Origin of the sequence: Stenoxybacter acetivorans DSM 19021 (assembly GCF_000745895.1) — a bacterium.
GTDB lineage: Bacteria > Pseudomonadota > Gammaproteobacteria > Burkholderiales > Neisseriaceae > Stenoxybacter > Stenoxybacter acetivorans.
This window is the reverse complement of the sequence record NZ_JQKE01000025.1, coordinates 24132-37957: the sequence shown is the minus strand read 5'-3', so window position 1 is coordinate 37957 and position 13826 is coordinate 24132. Positions and strand designations below refer to the sequence as shown.

The following is a 13826-nucleotide window of genomic DNA, read 5'->3' as shown; positions in this document are numbered from 1 at the left end:
AATCAATGGAAAAACAACCTATGAACAACGATTATATATCAGCAGCTTATCAAACAATGCCGAATTGTTGAATCACGTCATACGCCTGCATTGGCGCATTGAAAACAGTTTGCATTGGTGCATGGATATTGCTTTTAAAGATGATCAAATGCGAGCCAGAAATGGCTTCGCTGCTCATAACTTAGCCATATTACACCGCATATCTCTTAACCTAATCCGCCTATCACCTGTGAAGCGCAAAGGTGGCATTAAAGTACAGCGATTACTGGCGGCTACCTCTGATAATTACCGTGAGCAACTACTGAAACTGTGTTAAATCTTTCATGCGATTGCCCTGTCAAAGAGATTCCCGCACATTTTGCTTATGATGATAAGGCGTATAATATTAAGCTTTAACCGCATTTTAATTTTCATCATGTTGCTTTTAAAAAAACAGCTGTTTTTAATACAGGAACAACATCGTGGCAAAGCGCAGCGACATCATCAATTGGTGTAATCAACAGCTCACCGTTGAACAATTCAAAGATTATGCACCCAACGGCTTGCAAGTTGAAGGCGGTGAGGAAGTTAATCGCATCGTGTGTGCGGTTACGGCGAGTTTGGCGGCAATACGGTATGCAGCAGACGTTAAGGCGCAAATGCTGCTTGTGCATCACGGCTTATTTTGGAAAAGTGAGCCTGCCGGTATTGTCGGCTGGAAAAAACAGCGCGTTCGGGCTTTGCTGCAACACGATTTAAATCTGGCGGGCTATCATTTGCCTTTGGATACCCACCCGCAGTGGGGCAATAACGCGCAATTGGCAAAACACATGGGTTGGTACATGGACGCGCAAATCGGCGAACAAAATTTGCTGTCTTTGGGCAGTTTGCCGCAGGCTGTTTGTTTGGCAGACTTGACGGCGCAGTTGGATCAAACTTTGCAGCGAAAACCTTTATTGCTGGCAAATGACCCGCGCAAAACCGTACACCGTTTGGCGTGGTGCAGCGGCGGTGGGCAGGGATTTTTTCAGGCAGCCATTGATGCGGGTGCGGAAGTATTTATCACAGGAGAAGTGTCCGAGGCACAATACCATTTGGCATTGGAAAATGATGTTGCTTTTATTGCCGCGGGACACCATGCCACTGAACGCTTCGGTGTTCAGGCATTGGCAGCGGCAATATCCGAAGAATTTCAAGTTCCGGTTTCGTTTTTTGACGAAAAAAATCCTGTTTAACATCAAACAAAGCCACAAATTTTAACCTCATTTTAAATAAGGCTTTAATAACTAGGTTAAAATCAGTTAGAATTACCCGGTTAATAGGCGATTACTACCAAAAGTTATTAGGACAACATAATGGATAATCAACAAGTCAATCATGGTCGGCGCCGATTCCTTACTGTGGCGACCAGTGCCGCAGGTGCTGTTGCCGGTGCGGGCGTGGCAACACCGTTTGTGCTGAGCTTTTTCCCGTCGGAAAGAGCCAAAGCCGCCGGTGCGCCGGTAGAGGTGGACATCAGCAAAATTGAATCGGGGCAGATGATTACTGCTGAATGGCAAGGCAAGCCGGTTTGGATTCTTAACCGCACCGATCAGCAGCAGAAAGAACTGCCCGGTTTGGACAGCCAATTGGCAGATCCGAAATCCGAAGTGGAACATCAGCCGGCATATTGCAAAAATGAATTGCGTTCTATCAAGCCCAATTTGTTTGTGGCAATCGGTATTTGTACCCATTTGGGTTGCTCACCGACATTCCGCCCCGATTTGGCACCCGCAGATTTGGGCGCGGATTGGAAAGGCGGCTTTTTCTGCCCGTGCCACGGTTCAAAATTTGACTTGGCAGGTCGTGTTTACAAAAGCGTTCCCGCGCCGACCAACTTGGTCATCCCGCCTTACAAATACCTGAATGACAATGTCATTTTGGTTGGTGACGACAAATAAAAGAGGCTAATCAGATGGCAAACCAAACTACTGAAAACAAATCATGCTTGTTAGGCTCGTTGCTTGGCTGGATTGATGATCGTTTTCCACTTTCTAAGCTGTGGCGTGAACATTTAAGCGAATACTACGCACCGAAAAATTTTAACTTCTGGTATTTTTTCGGTTCGCTGGCTTTGCTGGTGTTGGTGATTCAAATCGTCAGCGGCATTTTCTTAACGATGAACTACAAGCCCGACGGCACCATAAATAATTATGGCTTGCCTGTGGCGTTTACTGCGGTTGAGTACATTATGCGCGATGTGTCCGGCGGTTGGATTATCCGCTACATGCACTCCACCGGCGCGTCTATGTTCTTTGTGGTGATCTATTTGCACATGTTCCGCGGTTTGATTTACGGCTCTTACAAAAAACCGCGTGAATTGGTGTGGGTGTTCGGTGCACTGATTTTCTTGGCATTGATGGCAGAGGCCTTTATGGGTTATTTGCTGCCTTGGGGGCAAATGTCGTTTTGGGGTGCACAGGTGATTATTAACCTGTTCTCTGCCATTCCGGTGATTGGTCCTGATTTATCCGTGTGGATTCGCGGCGACTTCAATGTGTCTGATGTTACCTTAAACCGCTTCTTTGCCCTGCACGTGATTGCTGTGCCGCTGGTATTGCTCGGTTTGGTGGTGGCACACATTATTGCCTTACACGAAGTCGGTTCAAACAACCCTGACGGCGTGGAAATCAAAAAATTCAAAGACGAAAACGGCATTCCCTTAGACGGCATTCCGTTCCATCCTTACTACACTGTAAAAGACATTTTGGGTGTGGTGGTGTTTTTGATTATTTTCTGTGCGATTATGTTCTTCGCTCCCGAAGGCGGCGGCTATTTCTTGGAAGCACCGAATTTTGATCCCGCCAATCCATTGGTAACGCCCGCGCACATTGCACCGGTCTGGTATTTCACGCCGTTCTACGCCATTTTGCGCGCCATTCCGTCGTTCCTCGGTACACAGGTTTGGGGCGTGCTGGGTATGGGTGCCGCCGTGGTGCTGATTGCTTTATTGCCGTGGCTGGATCGTGCTGAAGTCAAATCCATACGCTATCGCGGACCGTTATTCAAAACAGCTGTTGCGCTGTTTGTGGTGTCGTTTATCGGTTTGGGCATCTTGGGTGCGTTGCCGTCCGACGATTTACGCACTTTAGTGGCGCGTATTTTGTCTGTTGTGTATTTTGGCTTCTTCTTGTTGATGCCTGTATATACCAAAATCGACAGCAGTAAACCCGTACCGGATCGCGTAACCATGAGTACCACTCGTCAAAAAGTGATGTTCTTCGTGTATGTGGCGATTGTATTGATTGGTGCGATTCTGTTTGCGAAATTCATTTAATTGAGGGCAGCGAAAATGAAAAAATCTTGGAAAAAAGGATTGGCTGCCTTACTCATGGCAGCGAGTGTGGGCATTGCCTCTGCCGCCGGGGGCAGTCTTTATGAGAAAGCACCGATTGATTTGGGCGACCGCGTGAGTTTGCAGCGCGGTGCGCAGATCTTCACCAATTATTGTTTGTCTTGTCACTCCGCCAGCGGTATGCGTTTTAATCGTTTAACGGACTTGGGTTTGACTGAAGACGAAATCAAGAAAAACCTGATGTTCACTACCGATAAAGTCGGTGATGTGATGCACGCGGCGATGTCTCCGGCAGATGCAAAAAAATGGTTTGGTGCGGCACCGCCGGATTTAACTTTAATTGCCCGTTCACGCGGTGCGGATTATCTTTATGCTTACTTGCGCGGTTTTTACCAAGACCCAACCCGCCCAAGCGGCTGGAATAATACCGTATTTGATAAAGTGGGCATGCCGCATGTGTTGTGGGAACAACAAGGTATTCGGGCAGTTGAGTTGGATAAAGATGGCCAGCCGGTGATGGTGAAAGACGAACACACAGGGTTGATGGCGCCGAAACTGTATTGGAAAACCACTGGTACGATGTCGCGTACTTTGCCCGATGGTAATGTGCTTACCAAAGAATACGATAACTACGCCCGCGATTTAACCAACTATTTGGTGTATATGGGTGAGCCGGCGCAGATGAAGCGCAAGCAAATCGGCTATGTGGTATTGATGTTCTTGTTGGCGATTATGCTTCCCTTGGCGTATTTCCTGAAAAAAGAATACTGGAAAGATGTGCATTAAGGCAGTATTTTGTTCCCGTACAAAAAAGGCAAAACGTTTGGTTTTGCCTTTTTTATTTATTAAACAATAAGATAATATCAATTTCTGGCGTTTTCTTATTGAAATCAAGTATAATCATTTCATTTTTCAGCCAACAGATAACAGGCTGCCTGAAAACATGCAAAAGCCGAAATCGCTGTGGTATGCAGTGCAGATAGCGATTCACCAAAACACTGAGCGTAAACACAATAAAGCCGCTATTGCCGTACTGTTTGCAAAACGTGCAGATGTTATAAAGTGTATCGGTGTTTTGGTCATACCATTTTCAGGCAGCCGGTTAGGGGATTACACAACATGATGATTTTATATTCGGGCATCACTTGCCCTTTCAGCCAACGCTGCCGTTTTGTATTGCATGAAAAAGGCATGGATTTTGAAATTAAAGATGTGGATACATTCAACAAGCCGGAAGACTTGGCGCACATGAATCCCTACAACCAAGTGCCTGTGTTGGTGGAGCGTGATTTAATTTTGCATGAATCCAATATCATCAATGAATATATTGATGAGCGTTTTCCGCATCCACAGCTGATGCCGGGCGATCCCGTGATGCGCGGGCGCGGGCGTTTGGTGTTGTTTCGCTTAGAAAAAGAGCTGTTCAGCCACGTACAGGTTTTGGAGTCGCAAGACAGTTCCTCTAAAGAAAAAACCAAAGCACGTGAATTCATTTCTCAAGGGCTGACTTTGATTGCCCCCGGATTTGTTAAAAACAAATACATCATGGGTGAAGACTTTTCCATGATTGACATTGCACTTGCGCCTTTGTTGTGGCGGCTTAACCATTACGACATTAAATTGAGTAAATCGGTAACGCCGCTGCTCAAATATGCCGAGCGTATTTTTCAGCGCGAATCGTTTATTAATGCGCTGACACCTGCCGAAAAAGCCATGCGCCGCTGATGTATTTTACCAGCCCACTGCCACCGCATATTCACCCAATTGTGCACTCAAACTTGCCAGTAATTCGGTGCTGATGCGCACTTGCCACGAAGCGGCAGGGCGCAACTCACCGGCGGCGTGTTCACTGCTGTAGAAAAGTTTCAGCGGTACATGGCGTTCACCTTGCTCGCCTTGCGTGTGTGCGTTTAGTAATGCTGCCAACGCCGCCGCATCGTGGTGCGGTTTCAAATTTAATTTCAGGCAGCGGGCGAAACGTTCACGTGCGGCATCTAAGGTATAAAGCGAATCGGCAGTAATGCGTAAACCTTCGCCGCCGTTGTATTCATCGGCGGTGATTTTGCATTCCAGCAATAAAATTTGGTCGGGTTTTAATTGCTCGGCATTCGCTTCCATCAGCTGACCCGCCACCACGACTTCGGTCTTTTCTGTGCCGTCTTCCAATAACAAAACGGCGAATTTCCCGCGTTTTCCCGCAATGTAGCGCACATCTGTAACAAAACCCGCCACCCATGTTTTGGTTTTCTGCTGCGTGGGTTTGAGTTCAGCCAAAGTGAGTCTGGCAAAAGCGCGAATTTCGTTGGCATAAGGCGCGAATGGATGCCCTGATAAATAAAAACCAATGGCTTGTTTCTCTTCCGCTAACGTTACCGACAAAGTCCACGGCGCGGCATAGACCATTTCCACCGGCGCAATGGCATCGGCGGCAAAATCAAACAAACCGCCTTGGTTGGCATTGGCGGCAGCCTGATCCGCATGGTTTATTGCCAAGTCAATATTGGCAAGCAGCATGGCACGATTGGCTTCAACGGCATCAAATGCCCCGCCGCGCACCAAGGCTTCCAATACCCGCCGATTGATGTGTTGTTTGCCGACACGCTCGCAAAAATCGAATAAATCTTTAAATGCGCCGCCCGCTTGCCGTGCCGCCGCAATTGCCTCTGCCGCACCCTCGCCTGTGCCTTTAATTGCACCGAGTGCATAGCGGATTTGCTTGTCGGCACAAGGTGTGAACCGGTAATCGGAGTGATTCACGCAGGGCGGCAAAAAAGTGATGCCGTTGGCTTTTGCGTCTTCATAAAAAATTTTGAGCTGGTCGGTATTATCCAGCTCGCTGGACATGGTTGCCGCCATGAATTCGGCGGGATAATGGCGTTTGAGCCAAGCGGTTTGGTATGCCACCAAAGCATAGGCGGCGGCGTGGGATTTATTGAAACCGTAGCCCGCGAATTTTTCCATATAATCAAAAATTTCATTGGCTTTGGTTTCGTTAATGCCTTGTGCCGATGCACCGGCAACAAACGTAGCCCGCTGCATCACCATTTCTTCAATTTTTTTCTTACCCATGGCACGGCGCAGCAAATCCGCGCCGCCCAATGTGTAGCCGCCGCACACTTGCGCTGCCTGCATTACCTGCTCTTGATATACCATCACGCCGTAAGTGGGTGTCAATACGGTTTTTAATAAAGGGTGCAGGTATTCAAAGGTTTCACCGTGCATTCGCCGAATAAAGTCGGGAATCAAATCCATAGGGCCGGGGCGGTATAAGGCAACGAAGGCAATGATTTCCTCAAACTGGCTTGGCCGTGCTTGCACCAGCATTTTCTTCATGCCCGCCGACTCAAATTGAAACACCGCCGTGGTGTTGCCTTTGGCAAAAATATCGGCATATGTGGCGGCATCGTCCAGCGGAATATGCGCCGCATCAACAACATCGCCGCGGGTGGTGTGAATATAGCGTTGTGCCATTTCAATAATGGTCAGGTTGCGTAAACCCAAAAAATCGAATTTCACCAAACCGATTTTTTCAACATCGTCTTTGTCGTACATGGATACAGGAGAAGAATCACCGCCGTGCGCTTGATACACCGCACAAAAATCGGTGATTTTACCCGGCGCCATTAACACGCCGCCGGCGTGCATGCCTAAGCCGCGGGTCAAATCTTCCAGTTTTTGCGCCAACACCATCAATTCTTCGGCTTCTTCTTCCCGCAGCAACTGTTCGATTTGCGGCTCTGCCGCCATTGCTTTTGCCAAACTCAAAGGTTTATTGGCTTCCACCGGAATCAGCTTCGACAAACGATCGCACACACCAAAGGGCAGTTCCAATACCCGCCCGACATCGCGCACCACTGCTTTAGATGACAGTGTGCTGAACGTAACAATCTGGCTAACCGCTGCCGAACCGTATTTTCGGCGCACGTATTCAATCACTTGCCAGCGGTTTTCCTGACAAAAATCAATGTCAAAGTCGGGCATGGATACCCGCTCGGGATTTAAAAACCGTTCAAACAGCAAGGCATAGCGCAATGGATCTAAATCGGTAATGCGCAAAGCATATGCCACCAGAGAGCCCGCGCCCGAACCGCGCCCCGGTCCCACCGGACAGCCGTTTTGCTTTGCCCAATTGATAAAGTCTTGCACAATCAGAAAGTAGCCGGGAAAGCCCATTTGAATAATGGTTTTCAGCTCAAAATCCAGCCGTGCTTGGTATTCAGGCAGCCGTTTGGTTCGCTCATTTTCATCGGGATACAAAACCGCCATGCGTTCTGCCAAACCTTTGTTCGACAAATGCGTGAGGTAGTTATTTAAATCCATGCCGTCAGGCGTGGGGAACACGGGCAGGAAGTTTTTGCCCAAAGTGAGCGTCAAATTACAGCGTTTGGCGATTTCCACACTGTTAATCAAAGCCTCGGGAATATCGGCAAAACGCGCCGCCATTTCATCGGGTGTAATGAAGTATTGTGAGGACGTGAATGTGCGCGGGCGCTTCGGGTCAGACAACACCCAGCCGCCGGCAATGCAAACACGGGCTTCATGTGCCTGAAAGTCATCACGGTGCATGAATTGTGTTGGGTGCGTTGCCACCACTGGCACGGTAAATTGACTTGCCAATTGCAGGCTGCCTGAAACCACTGTTTCCCAATCCGGTTTTTCAGGCAGCCTTTGCAGTTCCAAATAAAAGCCGTCTCCAAACCATTGCCGATATTTGTGTAAGGCCGTTTGTGCCTGTTCTTCATGCCCTGCCAATAAGGCTTGTCCGATTTCACCATAATGCGCGCCCGACAAGGCAATCAAGCCGCTGTTGTCGCCGTTTTCCAGCCATGCTTGACGTAAGCAGGCATGGTTGGGATCTTTGTCTGCGGCAACATAAGCGTCGGTGAGCAATTCATTCAGGCGCAAGTAGCCGGCGTGGTTTTTGGCAATCAGCAATAAGCGAAAGGGTTTATCTTCGTGTACCCGATTTTCCAGCCAGACATCAGCACCCATAATCGGTTTAATTCCGGCTTTTCGGCATGCTTGATAAAACTTCACCAAACCAAAAGTGTTCATTAAATCACTGATGCCCAAAGCAGGCACAGCCAATTGGGCAGCGCGGCTAACCGCATCATCAATACGAACCATGCCGTCTTCAATGGAAAATTCAGTGTGCAAACGCAGCGGGATATAAATGGGATCGGACATAATTGGTTGTATTCAGTCAAACAGAGAAAATGCGTTGGAAAACAGCAGGAAATATCAAAATAAAAATCAAGGAAAATAATACGTTATTGCAATCATTTATTTTGGTGCTTCCAAGCGGTTTGGTTTTTAAAGCAGGATGCGTTCAAACGCAAATAATACGGTAAAAAAGAGCGGCGCAGAACATGGGTTTACAGCAGGCGTTCTATCGGTAAGTACGACAAGATTTTTACCCACAATCTGCGCCGCCATGTGGTTTGCGGTTCTTTATATTGGATAATCATCTCGCCGCTGCTGTCTTCGCTCAGCCATTGCAATTGCTGATTTTCGTTTAATTGCACCTGATAAGTCTGTTCGGGCAGGGTCTTTTTAATGGTTTCATCCACGTTTTGAGTTAATACGGGCAATTCAATCACCAAGCCCATTTCGGTGTTGAGGCTGGCTGAACGCGGATCAAGATTCAAAGAACCGACAAACAAGCGTTCATTGTCCACGGTAAAGGTTTTGGCGTGGAGACTGGATGAAGAACTGCCCACCACGCCGCGATCACGCCGTCCTTTGATTAAATGTTGGTTTTTCAGTTCATATAAAGCAATGCCGCCCTGCAATAAAGCTTTGCGGTAGCGGGCATAGCCGGAATGTACGGCGGGAACGTCGGTGGCGGACAGAGAATTGGTTAATACGCTGATTTCAACGCCCAATTGGCGCAAATGACACAATGCCGCCACACCGGCAGCCGTGGGAACAAAGTACGGCGTAACCAATAATACGGCTTCGAGCGGACGGCGCAAAGTATGTGCCAAATGCTGAAAAATACTTTCTTCCTGATCAGCTTGTTTTTGCTCACGTTTTTGCTTCCATTCTTGCGCAAAATCCAAGGGAGAAAAACGCGGTAATTTCGGCGAGGAGCGCGATGGTGTGGCTTTATTGGGGCTGTCGCTGACTAAATGCACAGTTGCCCATTGATATGGCAGGCTGCCTGAAAGCAGCTTTTTCAAAAAATCTTCACGCGACAAGGTCATGGCATAACTTTTGGCACGGATTTGATTGAAATGACGGCGGCTGAAAATCGGCGCAGCGGCTTGCTTCAAGTCGAATTTCGGCGAAACAATGCTGCTGAAATCCACTGCCGCCGCGCTGTTCCAATAACGATCAAAATCAGCGGAAATGGTGTCCACCACTTTTCCTATGGCCAGAATATCCAAATCCACAAATAAAGTGCCGCTGCCGATGTCGAAATATTCATCACCGATATTGCGTCCGCCGACAATGCTGACTTGGTTGTCGGCAGTGAGCGATTTATTGTGCATGCGCCGATTGAGACGGGAAAAGTCGGTGAGATAACCCAAAGCACGCCAGCGGCGATTTTTAAAAGGGTTAAACAGGCGGATATGGACATTGGCTTCACGGTTCATGACCGTTAAAATATTGTCCATGCCCACAGTGTTGTTGTCGTCCAACAACAAGCGTACCCGCACACCGCGCCGCGCCGCTGCCGCCAGTTCACTCAACAGCAATTGTCCGGAAGTATCGTTGCGCCAAATATAGTATTGCACGTCTAAACTGTGTTCCGCCGCATCAATCAGCGCCACCCGTGCCGCAAAGGCTTCGCGGGCATCGTCCAGCAAATAAACGCCGGAAAGATCTTGATGCTCATCCAATAAAATTTGGTGGGCGCGATACAGCATTGAGGGTGTATTCGGGCGGATACGCTCACTTTTTGTTGGATTGGGCAGGGAAGAAAACGGCATGGCGCGGTTGAATCGGCAGGGTAAATATAGACGGATAATCATAGCATAAAGCCATAAGTCATTGACCTTCTTTGCGGCTGATCATCAACGCAATGGCACACCTTTTTTAATGGTGGTGGAATAACCCGTTTCAAGCAGCCTTTTTGTAAGAATTAGCAGGGTTGTTTACATTTTTCAGTAAGCTATTTTTGTTCGCGCCGAGATGCATATCCGTTATCTGCACAATTTCCACGGCGCAACTTTGTGTATCAGGCATGGCTTATCCTTGGCTGTTGGTTCGGCTGATCTGGGGCGCTTTCTGACTAAAGGCGAAATTATTCAGCGTTGACAGCACGATAATGCCGCAACCCACTACCGACATATTTGACCACAGCAACCGTGAGTCGAAACCCTGAAACAGCAGCGTCATTAATGGTCCGAGCGATAAAAGCACTGAAACGGTAAAAGGCGAAGAGATAATAATGCCTTTTTGCAACAGCCAGAGCGGCACCAGAATCCCCAGGACAGAAACCGTGCCTACCGACACCATGCCGGCAGGCGAATTAAGCAGCAACCCGGTGCTGTTTAACGCTACAACAGCCGCCACTGCGGTAAGCAAATAGAAACGGTGCGCCATAATCTGGCTCGCACTCCAGTTTTGGTTGGCTAATTTTTTAGTGGAAAGAGTGGTCAGAACCTGACCAAAACCGCCGATAAAAGCCGCGCCCAGCCCCAATAGTACATGGTTTACCGCAACGTTTTGCACCGCAGAACGATCGGCGATGGATGCCCATGAAAGCACTGCCGTGCCCGCGATAATTCCCGCCGAGGTGATTACCTGATTAATCGAAATCCGGCGTTGTGATATAAATCCGACCATCAGGATAAATAACGGTCCTATGCAGCCCATTAGTGCACTGACAATCGCCGGCTCAATAAATTTCAGCGCACAGTAATAGCCAATCCAGCTGATGCCGCTTGCCAGATTCAGCGTGATCAATCCCATCAACGAAGCACGCGGGATTTTTAACGCCGCGACGCCTTGCGACACACTAAGCCGTACAAAAAAGAACAAGGTTGTGATCAAAAAGCCCCAAAAAAGCAATGTAAAGGGAGGAACCGACTGCAATAGCCAGCCCGAAAAAACGGCGTTCGCATTAGCCATAATTAAAAATGCCAATACCAGAAAAGCACCCAGCTTACGGGAATCGCTCATAACATCTCCTTGTCCCTGTTTATCTCTCAATCCGCGAAGCGTATATCGATTTGTGCAAAAAGGTCGGAAGCCAGAGCAATGGCTGCTTCCTGTGAAGTGCCCGTCACGCCGATGTAACCAAATATGTCGTTTCCGGCGGGCGGCCGATAGTGAAAATCACCTTCACGAGCGAGGATCCCCAGGTTAAAGACTGCGGGGTGGGTCTTCACTGTTTCCGGCACGGAAATGTGGCTGATTTTTCCCTGCTGACACAGCATCGTCAGACCAACCGCTACCCGACCGTTTTTTTCCAGCGACTTTGCGTCTGGCTTTTGCTGAGTGGCCACGCGATAAGCTGTTGTAACCGGACAGTAGTCATAGCTCAGGCGAGCCATTTTATACAGGCTTCCGCCACCGATGCGTGCTGCAATTTCAAGGATATAAGCTTCACCCTGGTGAAAACGAAACTCCGCATGGACAACGCCGTAATCAATGCCCTGCGCACGGACACCCGCTTCCAGCGCGTGGCGTAATTTTTCAAGATCGGCGACCGATAACATGCTGGGCGTTCGGTAAAGATCGTTGTCGAACACTTCCAGCTCGGTAGAAATACGATCGGCAATCGAACCGATACAAATAACACCATCGCGCACCCAAGCTTCGACACAGTGCTCAGAACCGGCAAGAAAGCCTTCAACCAGCAGCGCGTTAGGTTCCAGATTGATCCCTTTAGCCTCATGTTGCCCATAGGAGTAATGGAGATTGGCTTCCCACACCATCGGAAACTGTTGACGCATCACCTCTTCATTACGAATCAGATAAACGTGTTCTGCGTTCCCTCCTAATGTCGGTTTGATAATGACCGGATAGCCTATCGTTTTGGCCGCCTGTAAAGCTTGCTCAAGCGAGCAGCAAAGGTGGAAAGGAGGGTGTGGCGCCCCGCCTTGTTGATGTGCCAGCCGCATCAAGTATTTATTGCGACTGTTTTTAGCCGCCTCAACGCTGGTTGCCGGAAGCCCCAACGCTTGAGCGATCAGGGCCGTTGCAACCACGGAAGCCTCATCGGTAGTGATGATCGCATCAAATTGCTCTTGCTGATGCCAGGCTCTCGCTTCGCTCATTATTGCCTCTATCGTCTGGGATATGGCTACACGTTTACCGGCAAATCCGGCATAAGGCGTGGCATCATTGCTGGCAGTCAGGTAATAAATATCCGCACCTTGCTGGCGAAAGATATCATAACGACTGTGAAAAACGTCGCCGCGTGAGGTGACTTCAATATTAAGTAGTTTCATCAGTAAGTTACCCTATATTGCAACCATTCCGGCAGCCCGATGATAGTAGAGATAAAGTGGTTCTGAGGAATGTTGTGTGTGGTCAAATCGGCTGGCTTAAATTTTCCCGATCCCACCAGTAAAAAAGGCAGACCTGCATTGCGCGCACCGTCCACGTCGGTAGTAACGTCATCACCAACGACCAACACCTGATCTTTTGGCAACCCCATGCACTGGATAGCACTTTGAAACATCACCGGAGAAGGTTTCCCCACCACAACAGCTTGGGTGTTACCAGCCAACTCGAGTGCACGGGTAAAGGCGCCGCTGTCGAGCCAGGTTTTTCCGTCACGGAAGTACCAATTATTTTTATGAAAAACAATCAACTGTGCACCGTTGCGGATAAAATTGAAAATCCGGTTCAGAATGGCGTAATTAAACCCTTCGTCAAGATCCCCAAGCACCACATAGTCGGGCTGCTCGCCGCACTGTTCCAGTTGACTGAAACGTGTCTGCAGTGCTTCCGGCACAGCAATGAACCCTTTTTTATCGCTAAAATGCGACTGCAGAAAGCAGAGGCAGGCAGAAACTGATGTCTGGATCTCAGCTTCGCTGGCATCGATACCCTGTAAAAGGAGCACCTGAGCCAGTTGCGCCTCGCTGCGGCTGGTCGTATTACTGACAAAACGCAGTTGATAGCCTGCCCGGCGTAAAGCAGCAGTTGCTTCACCTGCGCCGGGTAAAGCTTTACCATGCAATAATAACGTGCCGTCGATATCCAGAATCACGCCTTTATAATAACTGGAATTTTCCATTACTTATGCTGTCCTTTATCAATGAAAAATTAACAACGCAGCATAAACCAGCATAAAAACAGAACCTGCTGCTACACAAGTTATCGGCGTGGTAAGGCTGATGCTCAAAGCGTTGATATAGTGTAATGTTCCCAATTGAACAATGCCGAAAAGTCATGAAAGTGATTATTTAGGTTGGTCAAATAAAAAAAACGAGTACCAAACAACAGGCTGCCTGAAACCGTTTTCAGGCAGCCTGATTCAATCGGCGGTCAGTGTAACAAGCAAAAACAGGCGGCAATCTGTTTTTGAATGGCTGTGCCGCACGGCATTGCG

The 13826-nt window shown here is 48.5% G+C and carries 12 protein-coding genes; 6 read left to right on the top strand and 6 right to left on the bottom strand.

Features of this window, described 5'->3' with window-relative positions; translation table 11 throughout:
* The 6 genes from Q384_RS13220 to Q384_RS04720 form a co-directional block, all read left to right on the top strand.
* Positions 1–316, top strand: a 316-nt coding sequence (locus tag Q384_RS13220; RefSeq protein WP_037587442.1) for an ISAs1 family transposase, incomplete at its 5' end; no start/stop codon positions are given.
* Positions 317–461: 145 nt separating this feature from the next.
* A complete protein-coding gene (locus tag Q384_RS04745; protein WP_037586287.1) occupies positions 462–1214 on the top strand; it encodes a Nif3-like dinuclear metal center hexameric protein in 753 nt (250 codons plus the stop codon).
* Positions 1215–1334: 120 nt separating this feature from the next.
* A complete protein-coding gene (gene petA / locus Q384_RS04740; protein WP_037586286.1) occupies positions 1335–1919 on the top strand; it encodes a ubiquinol-cytochrome c reductase iron-sulfur subunit in 585 nt (194 codons plus the stop codon).
* A gap of 14 nt (positions 1920–1933) precedes the next feature.
* Positions 1934–3295, top strand: a complete 1362-nt coding sequence (locus tag Q384_RS04735; protein WP_037586285.1) for a cytochrome b — start codon at positions 1934–1936, stop codon at positions 3293–3295.
* A gap of 15 nt (positions 3296–3310) precedes the next feature.
* Positions 3311–4099, top strand: a complete 789-nt coding sequence (locus Q384_RS04730; protein ID WP_037586284.1) for a cytochrome c1 — start codon at positions 3311–3313, stop codon at positions 4097–4099.
* A gap of 333 nt (positions 4100–4432) precedes the next feature.
* Positions 4433–5038 (top strand): glutathione S-transferase N-terminal domain-containing protein, encoded by a 606-nt coding sequence (locus Q384_RS04720; protein WP_037586282.1) that lies wholly within the window; start codon positions 4433–4435, stop codon positions 5036–5038.
* A gap of 6 nt (positions 5039–5044) precedes the next feature.
* On the opposite strand, the gene dnaE is transcribed toward Q384_RS04720, so the two are convergent.
* The 6 genes from dnaE to Q384_RS04695 form a co-directional block, all read right to left on the bottom strand.
* The gene (dnaE, locus tag Q384_RS04715; RefSeq protein ID WP_037586281.1) at positions 5045–8500 is read right to left on the bottom strand and encodes a DNA polymerase III subunit alpha; all 3456 of its coding nucleotides are present in this window, start codon (positions 8498–8500) and stop codon (positions 5045–5047) included.
* A gap of 188 nt (positions 8501–8688) precedes the next feature.
* On the bottom strand, positions 8689–10290 hold the full coding sequence (locus Q384_RS04710) for a phospholipase D family protein (protein WP_156956453.1): 1602 nt from the start codon (positions 10288–10290) through the stop codon (positions 8689–8691).
* 88 nt (positions 10291–10378) lie between these two features.
* Positions 10379–10504 carry a hypothetical protein gene (locus Q384_RS14250; protein WP_281174501.1) on the bottom strand — a complete coding sequence of 42 codons (126 nt, stop codon included), beginning with the start codon at positions 10502–10504 and terminating at the stop codon, positions 10379–10381.
* A gap of 3 nt (positions 10505–10507) precedes the next feature.
* Positions 10508–11443 (bottom strand): DMT family transporter, encoded by a 936-nt coding sequence (locus Q384_RS04705; RefSeq protein WP_051940468.1) that lies wholly within the window; start codon positions 11441–11443, stop codon positions 10508–10510.
* Between the two features lie 26 nt (positions 11444–11469).
* The gene (locus tag Q384_RS04700) at positions 11470–12717 is read right to left on the bottom strand and encodes an ATP-grasp domain-containing protein (RefSeq protein ID WP_037586280.1); all 1248 of its coding nucleotides are present in this window, start codon (positions 12715–12717) and stop codon (positions 11470–11472) included.
* A complete protein-coding gene (locus Q384_RS04695; protein ID WP_051940466.1) occupies positions 12717–13511 on the bottom strand; it encodes an HAD-IIA family hydrolase in 795 nt (264 codons plus the stop codon). The genes Q384_RS04700 and Q384_RS04695 overlap by 1 nt, the downstream gene beginning before the upstream one ends.
* Between the last annotated feature and the right edge of the window lie 315 nt (positions 13512–13826).

Excerpts from the sequence above, each read along its gene's own strand:
- Q384_RS04700 (WP_037586280.1), bottom strand. The coding sequence starts at position 12,717 with ATGAAACTACTTAATATTGAAGTCACCTCACGCGGCGACGTTTTTCAC.
- Q384_RS14250 (WP_281174501.1), bottom strand. The coding sequence starts at position 10,504 with ATGCCTGATACACAAAGTTGCGCCGTGGAAATTGTGCAGATAACGGAT.
- petA (WP_037586286.1), top strand. The coding sequence starts at position 1,335 with ATGGATAATCAACAAGTCAATCATGGTCGGCGCCGATTCCTTACTGTG.
- Q384_RS04705 (WP_051940468.1), bottom strand. The coding sequence starts at position 11,443 with ATGAGCGATTCCCGTAAGCTGGGTGCTTTTCTGGTATTGGCATTTTTA.
- Q384_RS04735 (WP_037586285.1), top strand. The coding sequence starts at position 1,934 with ATGGCAAACCAAACTACTGAAAACAAATCATGCTTGTTAGGCTCGTTG.
- Q384_RS04710 (WP_156956453.1), bottom strand. The coding sequence starts at position 10,290 with ATGATTATCCGTCTATATTTACCCTGCCGATTCAACCGCGCCATGCCG.
- Q384_RS04730 (WP_037586284.1), top strand. The coding sequence starts at position 3,311 with ATGAAAAAATCTTGGAAAAAAGGATTGGCTGCCTTACTCATGGCAGCG.
- Q384_RS04695 (WP_051940466.1), bottom strand. The coding sequence starts at position 13,511 with ATGGAAAATTCCAGTTATTATAAAGGCGTGATTCTGGATATCGACGGC.
- Q384_RS04720 (WP_037586282.1), top strand. The coding sequence starts at position 4,433 with ATGATGATTTTATATTCGGGCATCACTTGCCCTTTCAGCCAACGCTGC.
- dnaE (WP_037586281.1), bottom strand. The coding sequence starts at position 8,500 with ATGTCCGATCCCATTTATATCCCGCTGCGTTTGCACACTGAATTTTCC.